The sequence below is a fragment of the Alienimonas californiensis genome, from assembly GCF_007743815.1.
Taxonomy (GTDB): domain Bacteria; phylum Planctomycetota; class Planctomycetia; order Planctomycetales; family Planctomycetaceae; genus Alienimonas; species Alienimonas californiensis.
Window position 1 is genome coordinate 1650022 of sequence record NZ_CP036265.1, and the last position, 16291, is coordinate 1666312.

13 protein-coding genes are annotated in these 16291 nt (G+C 70.4%); 11 read left to right on the top strand and 2 right to left on the bottom strand.

Going from position 1 to position 16291, the window contains the following annotated elements; translation table 11 throughout:
- Positions 1-118: 118 nt before the first annotated feature.
- Positions 119-589 (bottom strand): SixA phosphatase family protein, encoded by a 471-nt coding sequence (locus CA12_RS06325; protein WP_145358018.1) that lies wholly within the window; start codon positions 587-589, stop codon positions 119-121.
- A 116-nt stretch (positions 590-705) separates the two neighbouring features.
- On the opposite strand from CA12_RS06325, the gene CA12_RS06330 reads away from it, so the two are divergent.
- The 7 genes from CA12_RS06330 (at position 706) to CA12_RS06360 (ending at position 9323) form a co-directional block, all read left to right on the top strand.
- A complete protein-coding gene (locus tag CA12_RS06330) occupies positions 706-1251 on the top strand; it encodes a hypothetical protein (RefSeq protein WP_207622161.1) in 546 nt (181 codons plus the stop codon).
- Between the two features lie 64 nt (positions 1252-1315).
- Positions 1316-1867 (top strand): hypothetical protein, encoded by a 552-nt coding sequence (locus tag CA12_RS06335; protein WP_145358019.1) that lies wholly within the window; start codon positions 1316-1318, stop codon positions 1865-1867.
- A gap of 4 nt (positions 1868-1871) precedes the next feature.
- A complete protein-coding gene (locus CA12_RS06340) occupies positions 1872-2306 on the top strand; it encodes a hypothetical protein (protein ID WP_145358020.1) in 435 nt (144 codons plus the stop codon).
- A 46-nt stretch (positions 2307-2352) separates the two neighbouring features.
- Positions 2353-2691 carry a hypothetical protein gene (locus CA12_RS06345; RefSeq protein ID WP_145358021.1) on the top strand — a complete coding sequence of 113 codons (339 nt, stop codon included), beginning with the start codon at positions 2353-2355 and terminating at the stop codon, positions 2689-2691.
- Positions 2692-2931: 240 nt separating this feature from the next.
- Positions 2932-5781, top strand: coding sequence for a flagellar filament capping protein FliD (gene fliD / locus CA12_RS06350; RefSeq protein WP_145358022.1), 2850 nt, complete (start codon positions 2932-2934; stop codon positions 5779-5781).
- A gap of 74 nt (positions 5782-5855) precedes the next feature.
- Positions 5856-6389 carry a flagellar export chaperone FliS gene (locus CA12_RS06355; protein ID WP_165700593.1) on the top strand — a complete coding sequence of 178 codons (534 nt, stop codon included), beginning with the start codon at positions 5856-5858 and terminating at the stop codon, positions 6387-6389.
- Positions 6390-7214: 825 nt separating this feature from the next.
- Positions 7215-9323, top strand: a complete 2109-nt coding sequence (locus CA12_RS06360; RefSeq protein WP_145358024.1) for a hypothetical protein — start codon at positions 7215-7217, stop codon at positions 9321-9323.
- A gap of 407 nt (positions 9324-9730) precedes the next feature.
- Here CA12_RS06360 and CA12_RS06365 read toward each other — a convergent pair whose 3' ends face one another.
- Positions 9731-10924 carry a phosphoglycerate kinase gene (locus tag CA12_RS06365; protein WP_145358025.1) on the bottom strand — a complete coding sequence of 398 codons (1194 nt, stop codon included), beginning with the start codon at positions 10922-10924 and terminating at the stop codon, positions 9731-9733.
- Positions 10925-11062: 138 nt separating this feature from the next.
- Here CA12_RS06365 and CA12_RS06370 point away from each other — a divergent pair, with 138 nt between their 5' ends.
- The 4 genes from CA12_RS06370 to CA12_RS06385 all read left to right on the top strand — a co-directional run bounded on the left by CA12_RS06370 (position 11063) and on the right by CA12_RS06385 (position 16140).
- A complete protein-coding gene (locus CA12_RS06370) occupies positions 11063-11692 on the top strand; it encodes a Uma2 family endonuclease (protein WP_145358026.1) in 630 nt (209 codons plus the stop codon).
- A 17-nt stretch (positions 11693-11709) separates the two neighbouring features.
- Positions 11710-13629 (top strand): DUF5060 domain-containing protein, encoded by a 1920-nt coding sequence (locus CA12_RS06375; protein WP_145358027.1) that lies wholly within the window; start codon positions 11710-11712, stop codon positions 13627-13629.
- A gap of 190 nt (positions 13630-13819) precedes the next feature.
- Positions 13820-14965 (top strand): Fic family protein, encoded by a 1146-nt coding sequence (locus CA12_RS06380; RefSeq protein WP_207622162.1) that lies wholly within the window; start codon positions 13820-13822, stop codon positions 14963-14965.
- A gap of 50 nt (positions 14966-15015) precedes the next feature.
- Positions 15016-16140: an ADP-ribosylglycohydrolase family protein gene (locus tag CA12_RS06385; RefSeq protein WP_145358029.1), complete on the top strand. Its 1125-nt coding sequence runs from the start codon at positions 15016-15018 to the stop codon at positions 16138-16140.
- Positions 16141-16291 lie beyond the last annotated feature (151 nt).

The following is a 16291-nucleotide window of genomic DNA, read 5'->3' on the forward strand; positions in this document are numbered from 1 at the left end:
GCCTCGGGCTGCCAATGCCGAGCGCCGGACCCTTAACAGCGTCCGGACGTCACTGCCCCCTCACCCCCGGCCCCTCTCCCCCAAAAGGGGGGCGAGGGGGGACGAGGAACCCGAACGGCTATCCCCCCACGCGTCGCACCTCGGTCGCCTCGACGTGCGGGCCGAGGTTCGCCCAGTCGTCCACGGGAATCTCGAACGCCACGCAGGTCGCCGGCGGACAGGGGATCGGGACGCCGCCCAGTTCGGCCAGATGATCGGCGACGCCGGGGTTGTGGGCGATCAGCAGCACGGCGTCGGCGTTCCCGCAGGTCTGCAGGGCCGCCCGGTGCTCCGCGATGCCGGCGCAATAGAGCGTCGGCACGGTCTGTACCGGCGGGGCGCCGGGCAGGCGGGCGGCGACCCGCTGGGCGGTGGTCGCCGTCCGCAGCGCCGGGGAGGCGAGCACGACGTCCGGCAGGAGGTTCGCTTCGGCGAGGGCGTCGCCGACGGCGTCCGCCTCCGCCAGCCCGCGGTCCGACAGCGGGCGGTCGAAGTCGGTCGCCGCGCGGTCCTCGGCGTGAGCGTGCCGCATGAGGAGGAGGAGTTTCACGGGGGCGAGCCGGCGGGGGTCGGGCGGGCGGTCGGCGGCGAGTATGATCCGGCCTCCCCCCCGTCCCAACCCTGCCCGTCCGACTCGCCCCGCCCGGTTCGGAGGAAAGAGATCCGATGAACGCCCTGACCTGCGTGCTGCTCGCCTGCCTCCCCGCCGGCCCGGATCAACCGCCCGCCGACCCGCCGGCGGTCGACCAGTTGCCCGTGACCCGCACCCCGCAGGACATGACCCTGCTGGCCGACCCGCAGGACGGCCCCGCCGCCGCGGCCCGCCGGGACGCCTTCGCCGCCCTGATGACCGGCGCCACGCTGGACGGCCGGTTCTCCGTCGACGGCTCCCCGGACAAGCTGCCGGAGGAGCGCTACGAGATCGGCCAGGTCAGCTACGTGAAGGACGACCTGTGGACGATCGCCGCCCGCATCAAATACGGGGCGAACGACGTGACGGTCCCGGTGCCGGTGAAGGTCTTCTGGGCCGGCGACACCCCGGTGATCACGCTGGAGGAAACGACGCTCCCCGGCATGGGCACCTTCAGCGCCCGCGTGCTGGTCCACAAAACCGGCTCCGGCCAAACCCGCTACGCCGGCACCTGGCAGCACGACGCCAAGGGCGGGTGTTTGTTCGGCACGGTGGAGCCGAAGGAAGATGACAAAGAGTAAGTGAACCGCTTCAGCACCGCTGTCGTTCTGGAGTCGTCGTATCCAACGAGCCGGAAAACTAGCAATGGCTGAAGTCCTAAATCTCCTAGCACCGTGGGCGGCAGTGATCGCTGCCATAGCGGCTGGCTACTTTGCCTTCGTAGGCCAGCTGAGGCTGAAGTCATTCGAGCTATTGCTACAGCGCCGCAACGATGTACTCGCCGGGGTCGAGGAGAGAATTCGGTTCTATCATCGCGTTCTAACCGATTTGGAGAAGGGCGAGTCGCTGACAGCAGAAGACTCTTTCAAGCTGGGACTTCACGATGCCCTCATTGTCTTTCATCGTTCGAAGGGCGTTTCGCTCGGGCCAAGTGCTGACGCGATGATTCAGACGTACTGGAGCGTTTGCAACGACGCCTTATGTGCGGAGGACCTGTCCAAAGCAGACATTGAGAATAATGTTCTGCGTCGGGCGAACTGCTTAGCGGCATCTTATGGCTTCGCGCATAGTCGGATCTCGTCGGAGATCGAGGCGCTTACCCTCTCGGTGCCACGCAAAGCCATGAAGATGCTTGGCTTCCGCGAAAAGCCAAAGATTGGCAAAGGTAGCGAAGTCTCGCCATCCTGCCCAACCTGAACTGATGCCCGTCCGATACGCCGCGGCGTTGATCGAGCACTGGATCGCGGATCGCGACTTCGACGCGCTGTACGACGTCGTCCGGGGGCTCCCCGAACCGCCCGGACCGCTGGCGTTCTTCCTGGACTACTGGCTCTGGGCCCCGCGTGTCCGCGGCGGCGCCTGGCAGTATTACGACGGCATCGACGAACAGGCTTTCGCGCGGGTGGCGACGCTGATGGACCGGTACGCCCCGGCTGAGGTCGCCGCCCGGTATCGGGCGGGGATGCGCGAATGGGATTCGTCCGGTGGAGTCGACGGGCCAGACGACTGGATGGAACTGGACCGCTGGATGGAACGGCACACGATCCTGCTCGAAGACGTCGCGCTCGACCTGATCACGTCCTGCCGGGACGCCCTCGCGCCGCCGCCCGCCCGGCCCGGCGGGGGGCCGTCGTGACGCCGGGTGCGGTATTCACGAGACTCGTAAAGTCGAATGAAGAACGATGATCAAACCCCGCCCGTCTGCCGTCCTGTGCGTCGGTCTGGCGGCGGCGGCTTTCGCCGCGGGCGCGGCCGTGCTTTGGCGTTCGCAGACCCTGATGCTCGGCCTCATTCACTGGGTCGGCGAGGAACGCGCGCTCGGCGCCCGCAACGTCGTGCGGCGGGCCGACGGAACCGTTCTGCTGACGAACCCCGGCGGGATGCTGCTCTGGAGCCTGCCGGTCTGGGCTGTCGGCACTCTCCTAATTCTCATTTCGGCGGTTCTGGGCGGCGTCGGCGCCGGTCTGCACATCAAACGAGGACGCCGCACCGGTCAGGGCGAAGGCCTGCCCAGGGGCTGAGCCAGTTCTCAAACCACCCCGAAGCGTCAGCGAGGGCGTCGGCCGCAGGCCGGCGAGCGTGCACGACGGGCCCTCGCTGACGCTTCGGGTTGGTGTTGGGGAGGCGTCGCCCGGCGATGCGGCCGGGTTCGCCTAACCGGCACGACCCGGCGGGCGCTCATGCTCGGGCGGGGGGCGGGGCGACCTTGAACGACGGACCTTCGTTCCGGTCTCGTTCGCCCCCGCCCACAGCCACCTCGTATGTCGGTCGTCACCTCCTCGATCGGCCTCGCCACCGGGATCGACACCGGGGCGATTATCGAAGCCCTGATCAACGCCCAGAAGGGCACGATCTCCAAGCTGACCAACCGGCAGGCCACGCTGAAGGCCGAGGCCAGCGGGCTGGACGCCCTCAGCGCCTTCGCCCTGACCGTCGGCGTCGCGGCGGAGCGGCTGGGCAAGCCGGAGACCTTCGACGCCCACACCGTCAAAGCCTCCGACCCGAACGCGATCGCCGTCAGCGCGACCGCCAAGTCGCCGACCGGCTCCACGGTGTTCACGCCGCTGCGGACCGCCAGCGCCCACGCGTCGAGCACCCGCGGGTTCGCCTCGCCGGACGCCGCCGTCGGGGTCGGGGACCTCGTGTTCAGCCAGCACCCCGGGGTGAAGGGGGAGACCCCTTTGGACCTGCTCAACGGCGGGGAGGGCGTGCGGCGGGGCGAGGTGCGGGTGACGGACGCCGCCGGCAACGTCGCCACCGTGGACCTCTCCGCCGCCCGCACCACCGCGGACGTGCTGAACGCCTTCAACAACGCCGAGGGCGTCGCCCTCAACGCCCGCGTGGAGGGCGGGTCCTTCGTGCTGGAGGACCTGTCGAACCCCACCGGCTCCGCCGGCACGCTGACGGTCGCCGACATCGGCGGCGGCCGCACCGCCAGCGACCTCGGGCTGGTCGGCAGCGGGGCGGGGACGATCGCGGGGCGGGAGGTGTACGCCGTCTCCGGCGAGTTCACCTTCGACCTGATGGACGACGGGATCGGCCTGAAGACCGTCGGTCAGCCGGCCGATCCCGACGACCCGGACGCGGAGGGACCGCTGGACGATCTGGGGATCGAACTGGCCGACGGCACGGCCTTTTCGCTGGACCTCGACGCCGCCCCCACGCTGGCCGGCCTCGTCGCCGCGATCAACAACCATGAGGACAACGCCGGCAAGTTGACCGCGGCGCTGACCGACGGCCGCCTCGTCCTCACCGATCACACCGACCCCGCCGGGACCGGCGGGGCCGACGTGCTGACGCTGACGAACCTCAACGGCGCCGACGTGCTCCGCGGGCTCGGGCTGACGAACGCCGTCGATCTGGACGTGAACGGCGACGGCGACGACCAGCTCGTCGGCGGCAAGCTGCTGGCCGGGCTGGACTCCGTGCTGCTGCGGAACATGGGCGGCCCGGGCGGGATCGCGGGGGGCGAGATTCAACTCACCAACCGGGCCGGGGCCAGCGCGACGCTGGACCTGTCCGCCGCGGAGAGCCTCGACGAGATCGTCGCCGCCATCAACGGCAGCGGGCTGAACCTGCGGGCGGAGGCGGGGGAGAAGGGGCTGACGATCGTCGACTCCTCCGGCGGGTCCGGCTCGCTGGCGATCGCGGACCTCGCCGGCACGCTGGCGGCGGACCTGGGGATCGCGGGGACGTTCGCCGACGACGAAGCGGTCGGCGGGGCGGTGGCCCGGCGGTCGGTGGGCCGCACGACGGCGCTCGCCGACTTCGCCGGCAAGATCACCGGCGGCGGGGCGAACGGCGTACGGGGCGATCTGACGGTGACGGACAGTGCCGGCGTCGCCGTCACCGTCAAGCTGAACGACCTCGCCGACGACGCCACGCTGGGGGACTTCCTCGACGCCTTCAACACGGCCGCCGCGGCGGCGAACGGCGGCGCCGGCGCCGGGGTGACGGCCGAACTGAACGCCACCGGCGACGGCTTCCGCCTGATCGACACCGCCGGCGGGGCCGGCGAGTTGACCGTCACCGACAACGTCGCCGCCGACGCCCTGCGGCTGACCGGCACGGTGAAAAACGGCACGCTGAGCGCCCGCGACGCGACCGTGCTGACGCTGGAGGCCGGCGACACGCTGCAGGACCTCGCCGACCGCCTCAACGCCGGGGACTTCGGCGTGAAGGCGGAGATCGCCGACGACGGCACCACGCTGGCGCCCTCGCGGTTGCTCCTCTCCGCGAAGGCGACCGGGGCGTCGGGGCGGTTCCGCATTGACGATTCCGGCCTCGCCGCCCCCTTCGCCGGCGCCCGCGCCGGGCTGGGGGCGGCGGTCTCGGTCCAGGGGGAGGACGCCCTGCTGGCCGTCGGCGGCAACGCCAGCGGCGGCTTCCTGCGGGCCGACGCCGACGGCGTCTTCGAGGACCTGCCCGGCGGCGTCGGCGTGACGATCAAACAGGCGACCGGCGAGCCGGTGACCGTCACCGTCGGCCGGGACTCCGCCGGCGTGGGCAACGCCTTGCAGGCGTTCGTCAGCGCCTACAACGGCCTGATCGACCTCGCCGCCGACCTCACCAAGTTCGACCCGGAAACCAACCAGCGCGGCGTGTTGCAGGGCAACTCGACCGTCGGTCGGGTGCTGCGGCGGGTCGAAAGCCTGCTGACCAAACGCTTCGGCCCGGACATCACCGCCGCGGCCGTCGCCGAGGGGGCCGACCCCCCGCGGACGATGTTCGACGTCGGCATCCGGTTGGAGAAGGACGGCAAGATCAGCCTGAACCGCGACCGCCTCAACGAGCGCCTGGCGGACGACCCGGTGGGCACGCGGGCCTTCTTCCAGGACAAGACGAACGGCTTCGCCGTCGCCACCGACGCCCTGATGGACGGTCTGACCGACCAGTTCGACGGCCTGCTGCAACTCGAATCGGACAGCCTCGAAAGCCGCCGGACCGAGATCGGCGACCGCGTGGCCGACCTGGAGGCCCAACTGGCGTTGAAGCGGGACCGCCTCGTGCGGCAGTTCGCGGCGATGGAGGAGACGGTGTCGCGGATCAATTCGTTCCAGTCGGCGCTATCCAACATCAGGCTGCTGGAAATGCCCTCCCAGAACCGCTAGCGCCGCGGCGGAACGGGCGGGTCGGTCGATGGGGGGAACCGTCCCGCTCCCCCCGCCCCGGCCGCCCCCCGCCCGTGACCGACGCCGCCCCCCCCGTCCCCGCCCGGAACGACTACCTGCGTGCGGCGGTGACGACGGCGAACCCGGCGACGCTGCACGGCATGCTCGCGGACGCCGCCGTGCGGTTCAGCAGTCGGGCCGCGGACCTGCTGGCCGACGGGCCGGACCGCGACGAGGCCGGCGGTTACGCGGCGCTGGACCGGGCGACGGCCTTGGTGGCGGAGCTGTTCGCCGGGGTGAAGCCGAACGCCGCCGCCGCCACCGGCGAAGACGCCGACGCCGGCCGGGCGATCGCCGAGGGGGTGCGGGCCCGGTTCGCGTTCTGCCTGGGCCGCCTCGCCGAGGCCGGGCGGAACAACGCCGCCGCCCCGGCCCGCGACGCCGCCCGCGTGCTGACGGTGCACGCGGAAACTTGGCGGGAACTGCTCCTCGGGTCGGCTGGACAGGGCGGCGCCGCTGCGGCGCCGTCGCCGGAGCCGCTCACGTTCGCGCCCGCCCCGGCCCCGCCGGCCGCGGCGTCGGCCGCGTCGCGCTCCTGGGCGGCGTGAGCGCGGGGGCGGTCGGCGGCGTGAGTGGTCGGGCGGCGGGTTGGACGGCGGGTTGGACGGCGGGTTGGACGGAATGGTGCGGTCCGGGCGGGAGAGTCCGCTCCCGCGGATCAGCGGGGCCCGGCATGACGGGTTCCGGCGGCGGCGGCAAAAGTTCCGGCAGAGCGGCCGGAGAACCCATCAGTCCCGCGTGATCGGAGCGAGCGGTCTCCGGCGGGCGGCGAAGCGGGGCGCCGGCAGCGGATTGGAGCGACCGCGGCGCCGCCGCGGGGCGTCCGGACAGGGGTTTCGGACCGTTGCAACCCCTGCGGCGCGGGGGAATTCCCTGTGGAGGCGTGAGTGATCTCCGGCACCCTTGAAGTTTGCCCTCCTTTCCCACTCCCCGCGGATTGGGGGATTTGCGTTCGCTGTGAGGCGGCGGCAAGATGGGGGTGTCGTATCTGCTGGGGGCCTTAGGGGCCTCTTTGTGGACAGGCTTTTTGAGCCGTCCGCGAGGGGGTCGCGCGGTCTTTACCGGGGGGTGCGGCGGGGTTGGTCGCCCCTTCACAGCCCCCTTGCCCCAGCCGGGCGTTCGACCGAAACCGGCCGGGGACAGGGGGTCGGCATTTGGACGCCAGACACCTCGACGTTCGCTCGTGGTTCCGCGTCGTTCCTCCTCCGATTGACGGAGCGGGGGCGGCAGGACCGGCGGGCCGGCGAGCGCAGGCCGGACGGACCCGGAACCCAGACTTTCCGCAACGTCGTACGGGGCTCCTGTCGCCCCCGCACGGCGGTTGTTTTCCCGGCGTTCGGTCCTCAATTCATCCCTTCGAGGAGCTCCTCACAATGCGACGTTTCACGTCCCTCTCCCTGGCTGCTTGCGTGGGCGCCGCCCTCGCGGTCAGCCCGTCGGCCACGGCCGGCGAGTGCGGTTGCAGCGCCGCCCCGGCGGTCGCCGGCTACGGCGCTCCGATGGCCAACTACGGCGCCCCGGGCGCCAACTACGGCGCCTCCATGGGCGGCTGCGCCCCGTGCGCCCCGCAGACCCAGACGGTCTACCGCCCGCAGTACGTCACGGAGACCCGCCAGGTCACCGAGACCGTTTATAACCAGGAAACCCGTACCCGCACGGTCGACGTGACCAAGCAGGTGCCGGTCACCGAGACCAAGACCCGCACCTACACGGTGCAGGTCCCGCAGACCCAGACTCGCACCGTCGAGTACCAGGTCTCCGTCCCGGTCACCACGCAGGTCGAAGAGACCTACCAGGTGCAGGTCCCCCGCGTCGAGACCCGCCAGGCCACCCGTCAGGTGGCCAAGCAGGTCCCGCGTCAGGAGACCTTCGAGTACACCGTCCAGGTGCCGACGACCGAGACCCGCGAAGCGGTGCGGCAGGTCACCAAGCTGGTCGAGGAGCAGGTTCCGTACACCTACCAGGTGTGCGTGCCGACCACCGAGACCCGTCAGGCGACCCGCACCGTGCAGAAGCAGGTCCTGAAGGAGGTCCCCTACACCTACGCCGTGCAGGTCCCCCGCACCGAGACCCGCGAAGCCACCCGCACGGTGGTCCGCATGGTCGAGGAGCAGGTTCCCTACACCTACCAGGTGTGCGTGCCGACCACCGAGACCCGTCAGGCGACCCGCACCGTGCAGCGTCAGGTGACCAAAGAGGTCCCCTACGAGTACACCGTCTGCGTCCCGGAAACGGTTCAGCAGACCGGCTACCGCACCGTGCAGAAGTGCGTCCCGCAGACCACCTACACCACGGTCTGCCGTGACATGGGCGGCTACCAGGACGTGCCCTGCGCCAACGCCGCCTACGGCGCCCCGGCCGGCCCGGCCTACGGCGCTCCCTGCGGCGACTGCGGCCAGCCGGCCCCGGCCTGCGGCTGCGAAGATGAAGGTCACGGCTGCTTCCTCGGCAAGCTGTTCGGCCACGGCGGCCGCCGCGGCCACGGCGGCGCCGGGTACGGCGCCGCTTACGCCGGGTACGGCGCCGGCTGCGGCCCCTGCGGCCCGACGACCCAGCGCGTTTACGTGCCGAACTACGTGACCGAGCAGGTCCCGGTCACGACCTACAGCTACGTCACCGAGCAGGTCCCGTACACCTACGCCACCACGGTCAACAAGTACGAGACCCGTCAGGGCACCCGCACCGTGTGCGAGTACGTCGCCGAAGAGGTGCCGTACGAGTACCAGGTGACCGTCAACAACTACGAGACCCGCGAAGCGACCCGCACCGTCTGCAAGCCGGTGCACGAAGAAGTGCCCTACACCTACGAAGTGTGCGTGTACGACACCGAAGAGCGGCAGGGCGCCCGGACCGTCTGCGAGTACGTCACCGAAGAGGTGCCGTACGAGTACCAGGTGACCGTCAACAACTACGAGACCCGCGAAGCGACCCGCACCGTCTGCAAGCCGGTCGTTGAGGAAGTCCCGTACACCTACGAGGTGTGCGTGATGACCACCGAGACCCGTCAGGGCAGCCGCACCGTCTACGACACCGTCGTCGAAGAGGTCCCCTACGAGTACCAGGTGACGGTGTGCGACACCGAAACCCGGACCCGCACCCGGGACGTCTGCACCTACAACACCGAGACCCGGACCCGCGAAGAGTCCTTCACGGTGTGCGTCGCTGAAGAGCGGACCCAGGAGTACCAGGTGACCCGCTACGACACCGTCGTCGAGCAGGTCGAAGAGACCTACACCGTCTGCGTGCCGACCCAGGTCGTCAAAGAGGTGCAGGTTCAGGTGTGCAAGATGGTCCCCGAGACCGTCGTCGTCGAAGCCCCCTGTGCCCAGAGCTACGGCGCCCCGGCTGCTGATTGCTGCGGCGAGAGCTACGGCGCCCCGGCCGGTTACTGCGGCGACGCCGCCCCGACCTGCTGTGCCCCGGCTCCGGTCTGCTGCGAAGAGAAGAAGAGCTGCTTCCTCGGCCGCCTGTTCGGTCACTGATCTCCGGGTCGCCGGCGACCTCGGTCGCCGGCGGCTGGAGTCAGTCGAACTGAGCGAAACGAGAGCGTCTGACGCGCAAGCGTCACTTTGAGGAGGGAATCGACCCGCCGTGGGTCGGCTCCGAATGCCAACCGGGCGGCGCCGACGCGGCGCCGCCCGCCCAGCGACGGGAGAGCCCCCCGACCCCTGCGGTCGGGGGGCTTTTCCTGTTCATAGGGACCACAAACCGGCAGCCCGAGGCGCGAGCCGAGGCCGGGTGACGTGATCCACGTCGCTCCGCCCCGGCTCGCGTCTCGGGCTGCTAATTCAGGGGGCCGCACAGTGAAGAGCGCTCGCACGCCGTTGCCCCCTCACCCCCGGCCCCTCTCCCCCAAAAGGGGGGCGAGGGGAGGACGAAGACGCCGCCTCTACTTCTGGTCCAACACCTCGACCGCCTTGAACGGCTTGCCTTCCAGCATCGCCAGGCTGGCGCCGCCGCCGGTGGAGACGTGGCTAACCTGGTCGTCCATGCCGAACTGCTGGACGGCCGCGGCGCTGTCGCCGCCGCCGATGATGCTGATCGCCCCGTTCCGGGTCGCCGCGGCGACGGCCTCGGCGACGGCCTTGGTGCCGCCGTCGAAGGGGGGCATCTCGAACACGCCCATCGGGCCGTTCCAGACGATCGTCTTGGCGTTGCGAACGATCTCGTCGTACGTCCGCTCCGTCTCCGGGCCGATGTCCAGCCCTTCGAAGCCGTCGGGGATCTCGCCGGCTTTGGCGATCGTCTTCTTGCAGTCGGAGCTGAAGTCGTCGCCGCAGTGGGTGTCCGTCGGCAGCTTGAGGGTATCGCCGCCCTCGGCGATCAGTTCCTTGGCGAGGTCGGTCTTGTCCGGCTCGACGAGGCTGCCGCCGACCTTGCCGCCCTGGGCGAGGCTGAAGGTGTAGGCCATCGCCCCGCCGATCAGCACGCTGTCGCACTTGGACAGCAGGTTCTTAATCACCTCGATTTTGTCGGAGACCTTCGCCCCGCCCAAGATCGCCACGAACGGCCGCTGCGGGTTCTCGATCGCCTGCGACAGGTATTTAATCTCCTTCTCGACCAGCAGACCGACGACCTTCGGCTTGCCGGACATGGCCTCCGGCACGGCGACCATGCTGGCGTCGGTCCGGTGGCAGGTGCCGAAGGCGTTGTTGACGTAGGCGTCGCCGAAGGCGGCCAGCTTGGCGGCGAAGTCGGCGTCGCCCTTCTTCTCGCCCGGCTCGAACCGCAGGTTTTCCAGCACCAGCACTTCGCCGTCCTTCAGCGCGGCGACCTTGGCTTTGGCGTCCTCGCCGACGGTGTCCGTGGCGAAGTGGACGTTCGCGCTGAGCAGTTCGCCCAGTCGGTCGGCGGCGGGCTTGAGGGAGTACTGCGGGTCCGGCGCCCCGTCCGGCCGGCCGAGGTGGCTCATCAGGATCACCCGCCCGCCGCGATCGAGCAGGTCCTGAATACTGGGCACCGCGGCGATGATGCGGCGGTCGTCGGTGATCTGGTCGCCGTCCAGCGGCACGTTGAAGTCGACCCGCATCAGCACGGCTTTGCCTTTGGGGTCGAAGTCGGCGAGCGTTTTGGGCGAGGGCATGGGAAGTCAGATGGCGGATGTGGGAAGTCGGACGGACGACGGCGAGACGCCCGGGGGGAGTGTGACCGTCGGGTCCGGCGACGCAAGGGTGCCGAACGGATCGGTATACTGCGGCCCGCCCCCGTTCGGAGCCCGCCCGTGTCGACCGCCGCCCCGCCCGTTCTCGCCCCGCCGCCCCGCGGCGCCGCCCCGGCCGCCGACGGGTTGATGACGCATGTCGAGTTCTGGCATTACGCCAATCGGCCCGAGAACGCCGACCGCAACCTGGAACTGGTGGACGGAAAGGTCGTCGAGATGTCCCGCCCCCACAAATTGCACGGCGTTCTGCTCGCGCTGATCAGCAACCTGCTGAACGACTACGCGAAGCGGGCCGGTTTCGGACAGGTCGCCGGCGGCGACAGCGGCGTGCTGATCGCCCGGGACCCGGACGTCGTTCGCGGGCCGGACGTCTGTTTCTACGCGGAGAAAACCTCATACGCCGACCTGCTGGCCGATTACGACACTCCCGGCTACGACGACGTATTGCCGGTTTTGATCGTGGAGGTGCTCTCCGCCAGCGATCGGCACGCGGACGTGGTCCGCAAGGTGACGGGCTATCTGGAGGCCGGGGTGAAGCTCGTGTGGGTGGTCGACCCGCCGGCCCGGGAGGTGACGATTTATCGCCCCGACGCCCCGCCCGCCTTCGCCGCCGGCGACGCCCCGCTGCCCGCCTCCGACGCCCTGCCCGGCTTCCAATGCCGGGCCGCCGACCTGTTTCCCGCTGAATAAACTCGCAGGAGTTTTCAATGCTCGCCCCCGCCCTGCTGCTGGTCGCCCTCACCGCCCCGCCGGACGCCCTGCCGCCGGCCGCCCGTGCGGCGCTGGACGGCCCCGCCCTGTCGGACTCCCCCGTGGAGTTCGATGGAGAGGTCGACGGGGCGTTCCACGCCGGCTTCCCGATCGCCTTCACCCTCGCCGCCCCGGGGGCGTGGCAGGAGACCGGCGATCAAAACCCGTTCACGGCCTATCACCTGACCGCGGAGTTCGCCTTCGAGACGGACGAACCATACCGCGATCCCGGCGTGCGCGTGCCCGGCTACTTCGCCGCGGACGGAAACGCCGGTCATACCGGAGCCGACGCCGGCAACAAGTGGCGGGTTCACTATCGTCCCACCCGCCCCGGCCGGCTGAACTACCAGTTGGAATTGAAGCTCGGCGACCGCGTCGTGGCCGCCGGCCGCGGAACCCTGGACGTGGAAGCGCCGCCGGACGCCCCGGCCGAGGCCCGCGACTTCCGCCGCCGCGGCGCCCTGTCGGCGTGGGACGGCCGGCTGGTCCTCGTCCCCCCGGGCGGATCGCCCGCCGGCGGGACGCCCTTCTATAAAACCGGTGCCGACAGCCCGGAGAACCTGCTCGCCTACGCCGACTTCGACGGGACCTATTCCCTCAAAAGCAAGCCCCGCCAAGGCGAATCGCACTCCGAAGCCCCCCACCGCTACGAACCGCACGTCCAGGACTGGAAGAACGGCGACCCCACCTGGGGCGACGGCAAGGGCAAGGGCCTGATCGGGGCGCTGAACTATCTCGCCTCGGCGGGCGTGAACAGCATTTATTTCCTCCCCCACAACGTCGCCGGCGACGGCCGGGACGTCTGGCCCTACGCGGATCCCGACGACCGCACCCGGTTCGACTGCTCCAAACTCGATCAGTGGGAGATCGTTTTCGGTCACTGCGACAAACTCGGCATCGCCCTGCACGTGATCCTGAGCGAAACCGAGAACGAATCCCTCTTCGAACACCGCGACGGCCCCGGCGACGGCGACGTGCCCTTCGCCGACACCCGCAAGCAGTATTACCGCGAACTGATCGCCCGGTTCGCCCATCACCCGGCGCTGGTCTGGAACCTCGGCGAGGAGAACGGCCCGCAGGAGGACGACAAACCCCTCTCCGACGGCCGCGGCAACACGAACGCCCAACGGCTCGCCTTCGCCGCGTTCATTAAAGAGACCGACCCGTACGACCACCCGATCGTCGTGCACACCTACCCCGGCAAGCAGGACGCCGTTTATAAACCGCTGCTGGGTTCCCCGCACTTCGACGGCGTCAGCCTGCAACTCAGCCCGATGTCGAAGGCCCGGGAGGAGACGTTGAAGTGGGTCGAACAGAGCGCCGCGGCGGGGCGCCCGTGGTTCGTCTGCCTGGACGAGGTCGGCCCCGCCAACGCCGGCGTGCTGCCGGACGACGCCGACGGGGCCGAGGAGAACCATCTTGCAGTCCGCCGCGCCCTGTGGGCGAACCTGCTCTCCGGCGGCAGCGGGGCGGAGTGGTACTTTGGCTATAAATATGCCCACAACGATTTAAACCTCGAAGACTTCCGCAGCCGGGCGAACGTCTGGCGGTTCTCCAAGATCGCCCGCGAGTTCGCGGAGCGGGAGGGGCTGCACCTCTACGAACCGGGCCCGGAGGTGAGCGGGGCGAAGGGCGCCGTCGCCGCGACCCGCCCCGCCGGCGCCGGCCGCCCGGCGACGACGCTGCTGTACTTCCCCGCCGGCGCCACACCGCGGCTCACGCTCCCGAAGGGGCCGCTGACGATCCGGTGGTTCGATCCGGAAACCGGCGGCGAGTGGCAGCGAGGCCGCAGCGATTCGATCTTCGGCGACGCCACGATCGGCATCGGCGACGCCCCCGACGACGCCCGCGACTGGGTGGCGAAGATCGGCGGGTGAACGGAGACCAACCTGCCCAACGCCAAAGAGAGCAAGCCGAACCTTTGGCTTCGCTGTCTCACACCAAAGGAACCTTTGGCGTCGCGGCCTGATAGCAAAAATTCGGGCTCGCAGCTTATGCTTCGCTCTCCGTCCGCCTGACGCCCCCCCGCAAACGATGCCGGCTGCACAGACTTCGATCCGGGCCGGTGTGTTCCTGCCGCAGCCGACCGGGTACCGGGCGTTCATCCCGCAGCCGTTGCCGCCGGACGACCCGCCACTGGAGGTCGACGGGGAGATGCAGGTCTTGCAGGAGCGCGCCGCCACCGCGCTGGGCCGGCTCGACGCCCAGGCGGGGCACCTCCCGAATCCGGATCGCTTCGTCGCGGCGTTCGTTCGGAAGGAGGCGGTGCTCAGTTCACAGATCGAGGGCACGCAGGCGTCGCTGGACGATCTGCTGGAATACGAATCCGCCCCCGCGAGAGTCCCGGCGGGCGACGCGACGGACGTGGTGCGATACGTGGCGGCGATGAACCATGGCTTGGAGCGACTCGCCGGCGGCTTCCCGCTGACGTTGCGACTGATCCGCGAGATGCACGCCGTGCTGCTGGCCGAGGGCCGCGGCAGTGAGAAGACGCCGGGCGAGTTCCGGCGGTCGCAGAACTGGATCGGCGACGCCGGCTGCACGCTCAACGAGGCCCGGTACGTTCCGCCGCCGCCGGCCGAGATGCACGACGCCCTCGGCAACTTAGAGAGGTTCTTGCACACCCCTGACCCCGTTCCGCTGCTAATCCGCTGTGCATTGGCGCACGCGCAATTCGAGACGATCCACCCGTTCCTCGACGGCAACGGCCGGACCGGCCGGCTGCTGATCACCTTTCAATTGTGTCACGCCGGCGTATTGTCCCGCCCGCTGCTCTATCTCAGCCTGTTCTTCAAAACGCACCGGGCGGAGTATTACCGACGCCTCAACGACGTGCGATTCGCCGGCGACTGGGAAGGTTGGGTGAAGTTCTTCCTGCGGGGCGTGGCGGACGTGGCGCGACGAGCCACGGAGACGGCCCAGGCCATCCTGGCGTTGCGGACCGAGGACGACGCTGCCGTCCGGGCGGCGATGCCGCGGTCCGCCGCCAACGGACTGCGGGCGCTGGAACTGGCGTTCGATCGGCCCTACCTCACCGCCCGGGCGGTTCAGGAGGAAACGGGGTTCTCCCAGCCGACCGCCAAGAGCTTGTTGGATCGCCTGGCGGAAGCCGGCGTGCTCGAGGACCGACCGGCTCGCTCCCGCGGCCGCGTTTACGTCTACGAACGCTACCTCGCCCTGCTGCGAGAGGGCACCGAGCCGTTGCCGAACTGAGCGGCGACCGCCGGCCAAGCGCCCCGCCCCCGCGGCGGCGTTTCTTCCCCATGAACGAACCGACCCGCGCCGACCGCCTTGCCGGGTGTTTGTTGGGGACGGCGGTCGGGGATGCGTTAGGATTGCCGCGGGAGAACCTTTCGCCGCGAAGGGCTGCAAAACTGTTCCCCGGGCCGGTACGGCATGGGCTGGTTCCCGCTGTGCGCTCCGTCGGGGGGAGCCGCTGGCGGGGGATGGTCTCGGACGACACGGAGCACACCCTCCTCTCCGCCCTCGCCCTCATTGAAGAACCGGCCGACCCGGCCCGCTCCGCACGGGCGCTCGCCCGCCGCTTGAAGTGGTGGCTGGCCGGCGGACCGGCCGGGGCGGGAAAAGCCACATTGAAAGCCTGTGGAAAACTTTGCTGCGGCGTGCCGCCGAGCTGCAGCGGGGTGAACAGCGCCGGCAACGGGCCGACGATGCGGGCGGCGATCCTAGGGGCGTTCTTCGCCGACGACCCCGACCGCCGCCGGGCGTTCGCCGAGGTCTCCGCCCGCATTACGCACACCGACCCACGGGCCGTCGCCGGGGCGCAGACGATCGCCCACGCCGCCGCCCTCGCCGTTTGTCCTTCACCGCGTCAAAGCCCCGCCGCGACGCTGGCGGCGTTGATTGAAGAAACGACCGAACCGGCGCTGCAAATCGTACTGGAAACGGTCGCTGCGGCGTTGGCCCGTGGGGAGGACGGCCGGGCACTGGCCGAGGCGTCAGGGTGGCCGCGGGGCGGCCCGAGCGGGTTCGTGCTGCACACCGTCCCGGCGGCCCTGTGGGCGTGGCTGGCCGGAGAGCCCGCGGAGACCGCCGACGACGTCCGCGGCGGAATTGAACGGGCGTTGAGCCTCGGCGGCGACGCCGACAGCACGGCGGCGATCGTCGGCGGGCTGGCGGGGTGTGCGGGGGGAACGGCGGCGATCCCGGCCGACTGGCGGGAGGGCCTGTGGGAATGGCCCCGCGGCGCCGAGTGGATGCGTCGCTGTGCGGCGGAACTGGCGTCCGCCGCGGACGCCTCCGCCGAAAGGCGGGCGGCGGCGTTAGGCGAGTTGCGGGTTCCGCCCGGGGCCGTGCCGGCGCGCAACGCGGCGTTTCTGGTCGTCGTGCTCGCCCACGCGCTCCGGCGGCTCGGGCCGCCTTGGTGAACCGGAGCGCCGCGGCGGATCGGAGAAGCGGGGGGGGGGGGGGGGGGAGGGGGGGGGCGGGCGTCGTCCCTTTCCGCCTTCAACCTGTCCCCTTCCACGTCGCCGCCCGTGGCCGATTCCGTCGACCCTGCCGTGCGGAGCGCCATCATGC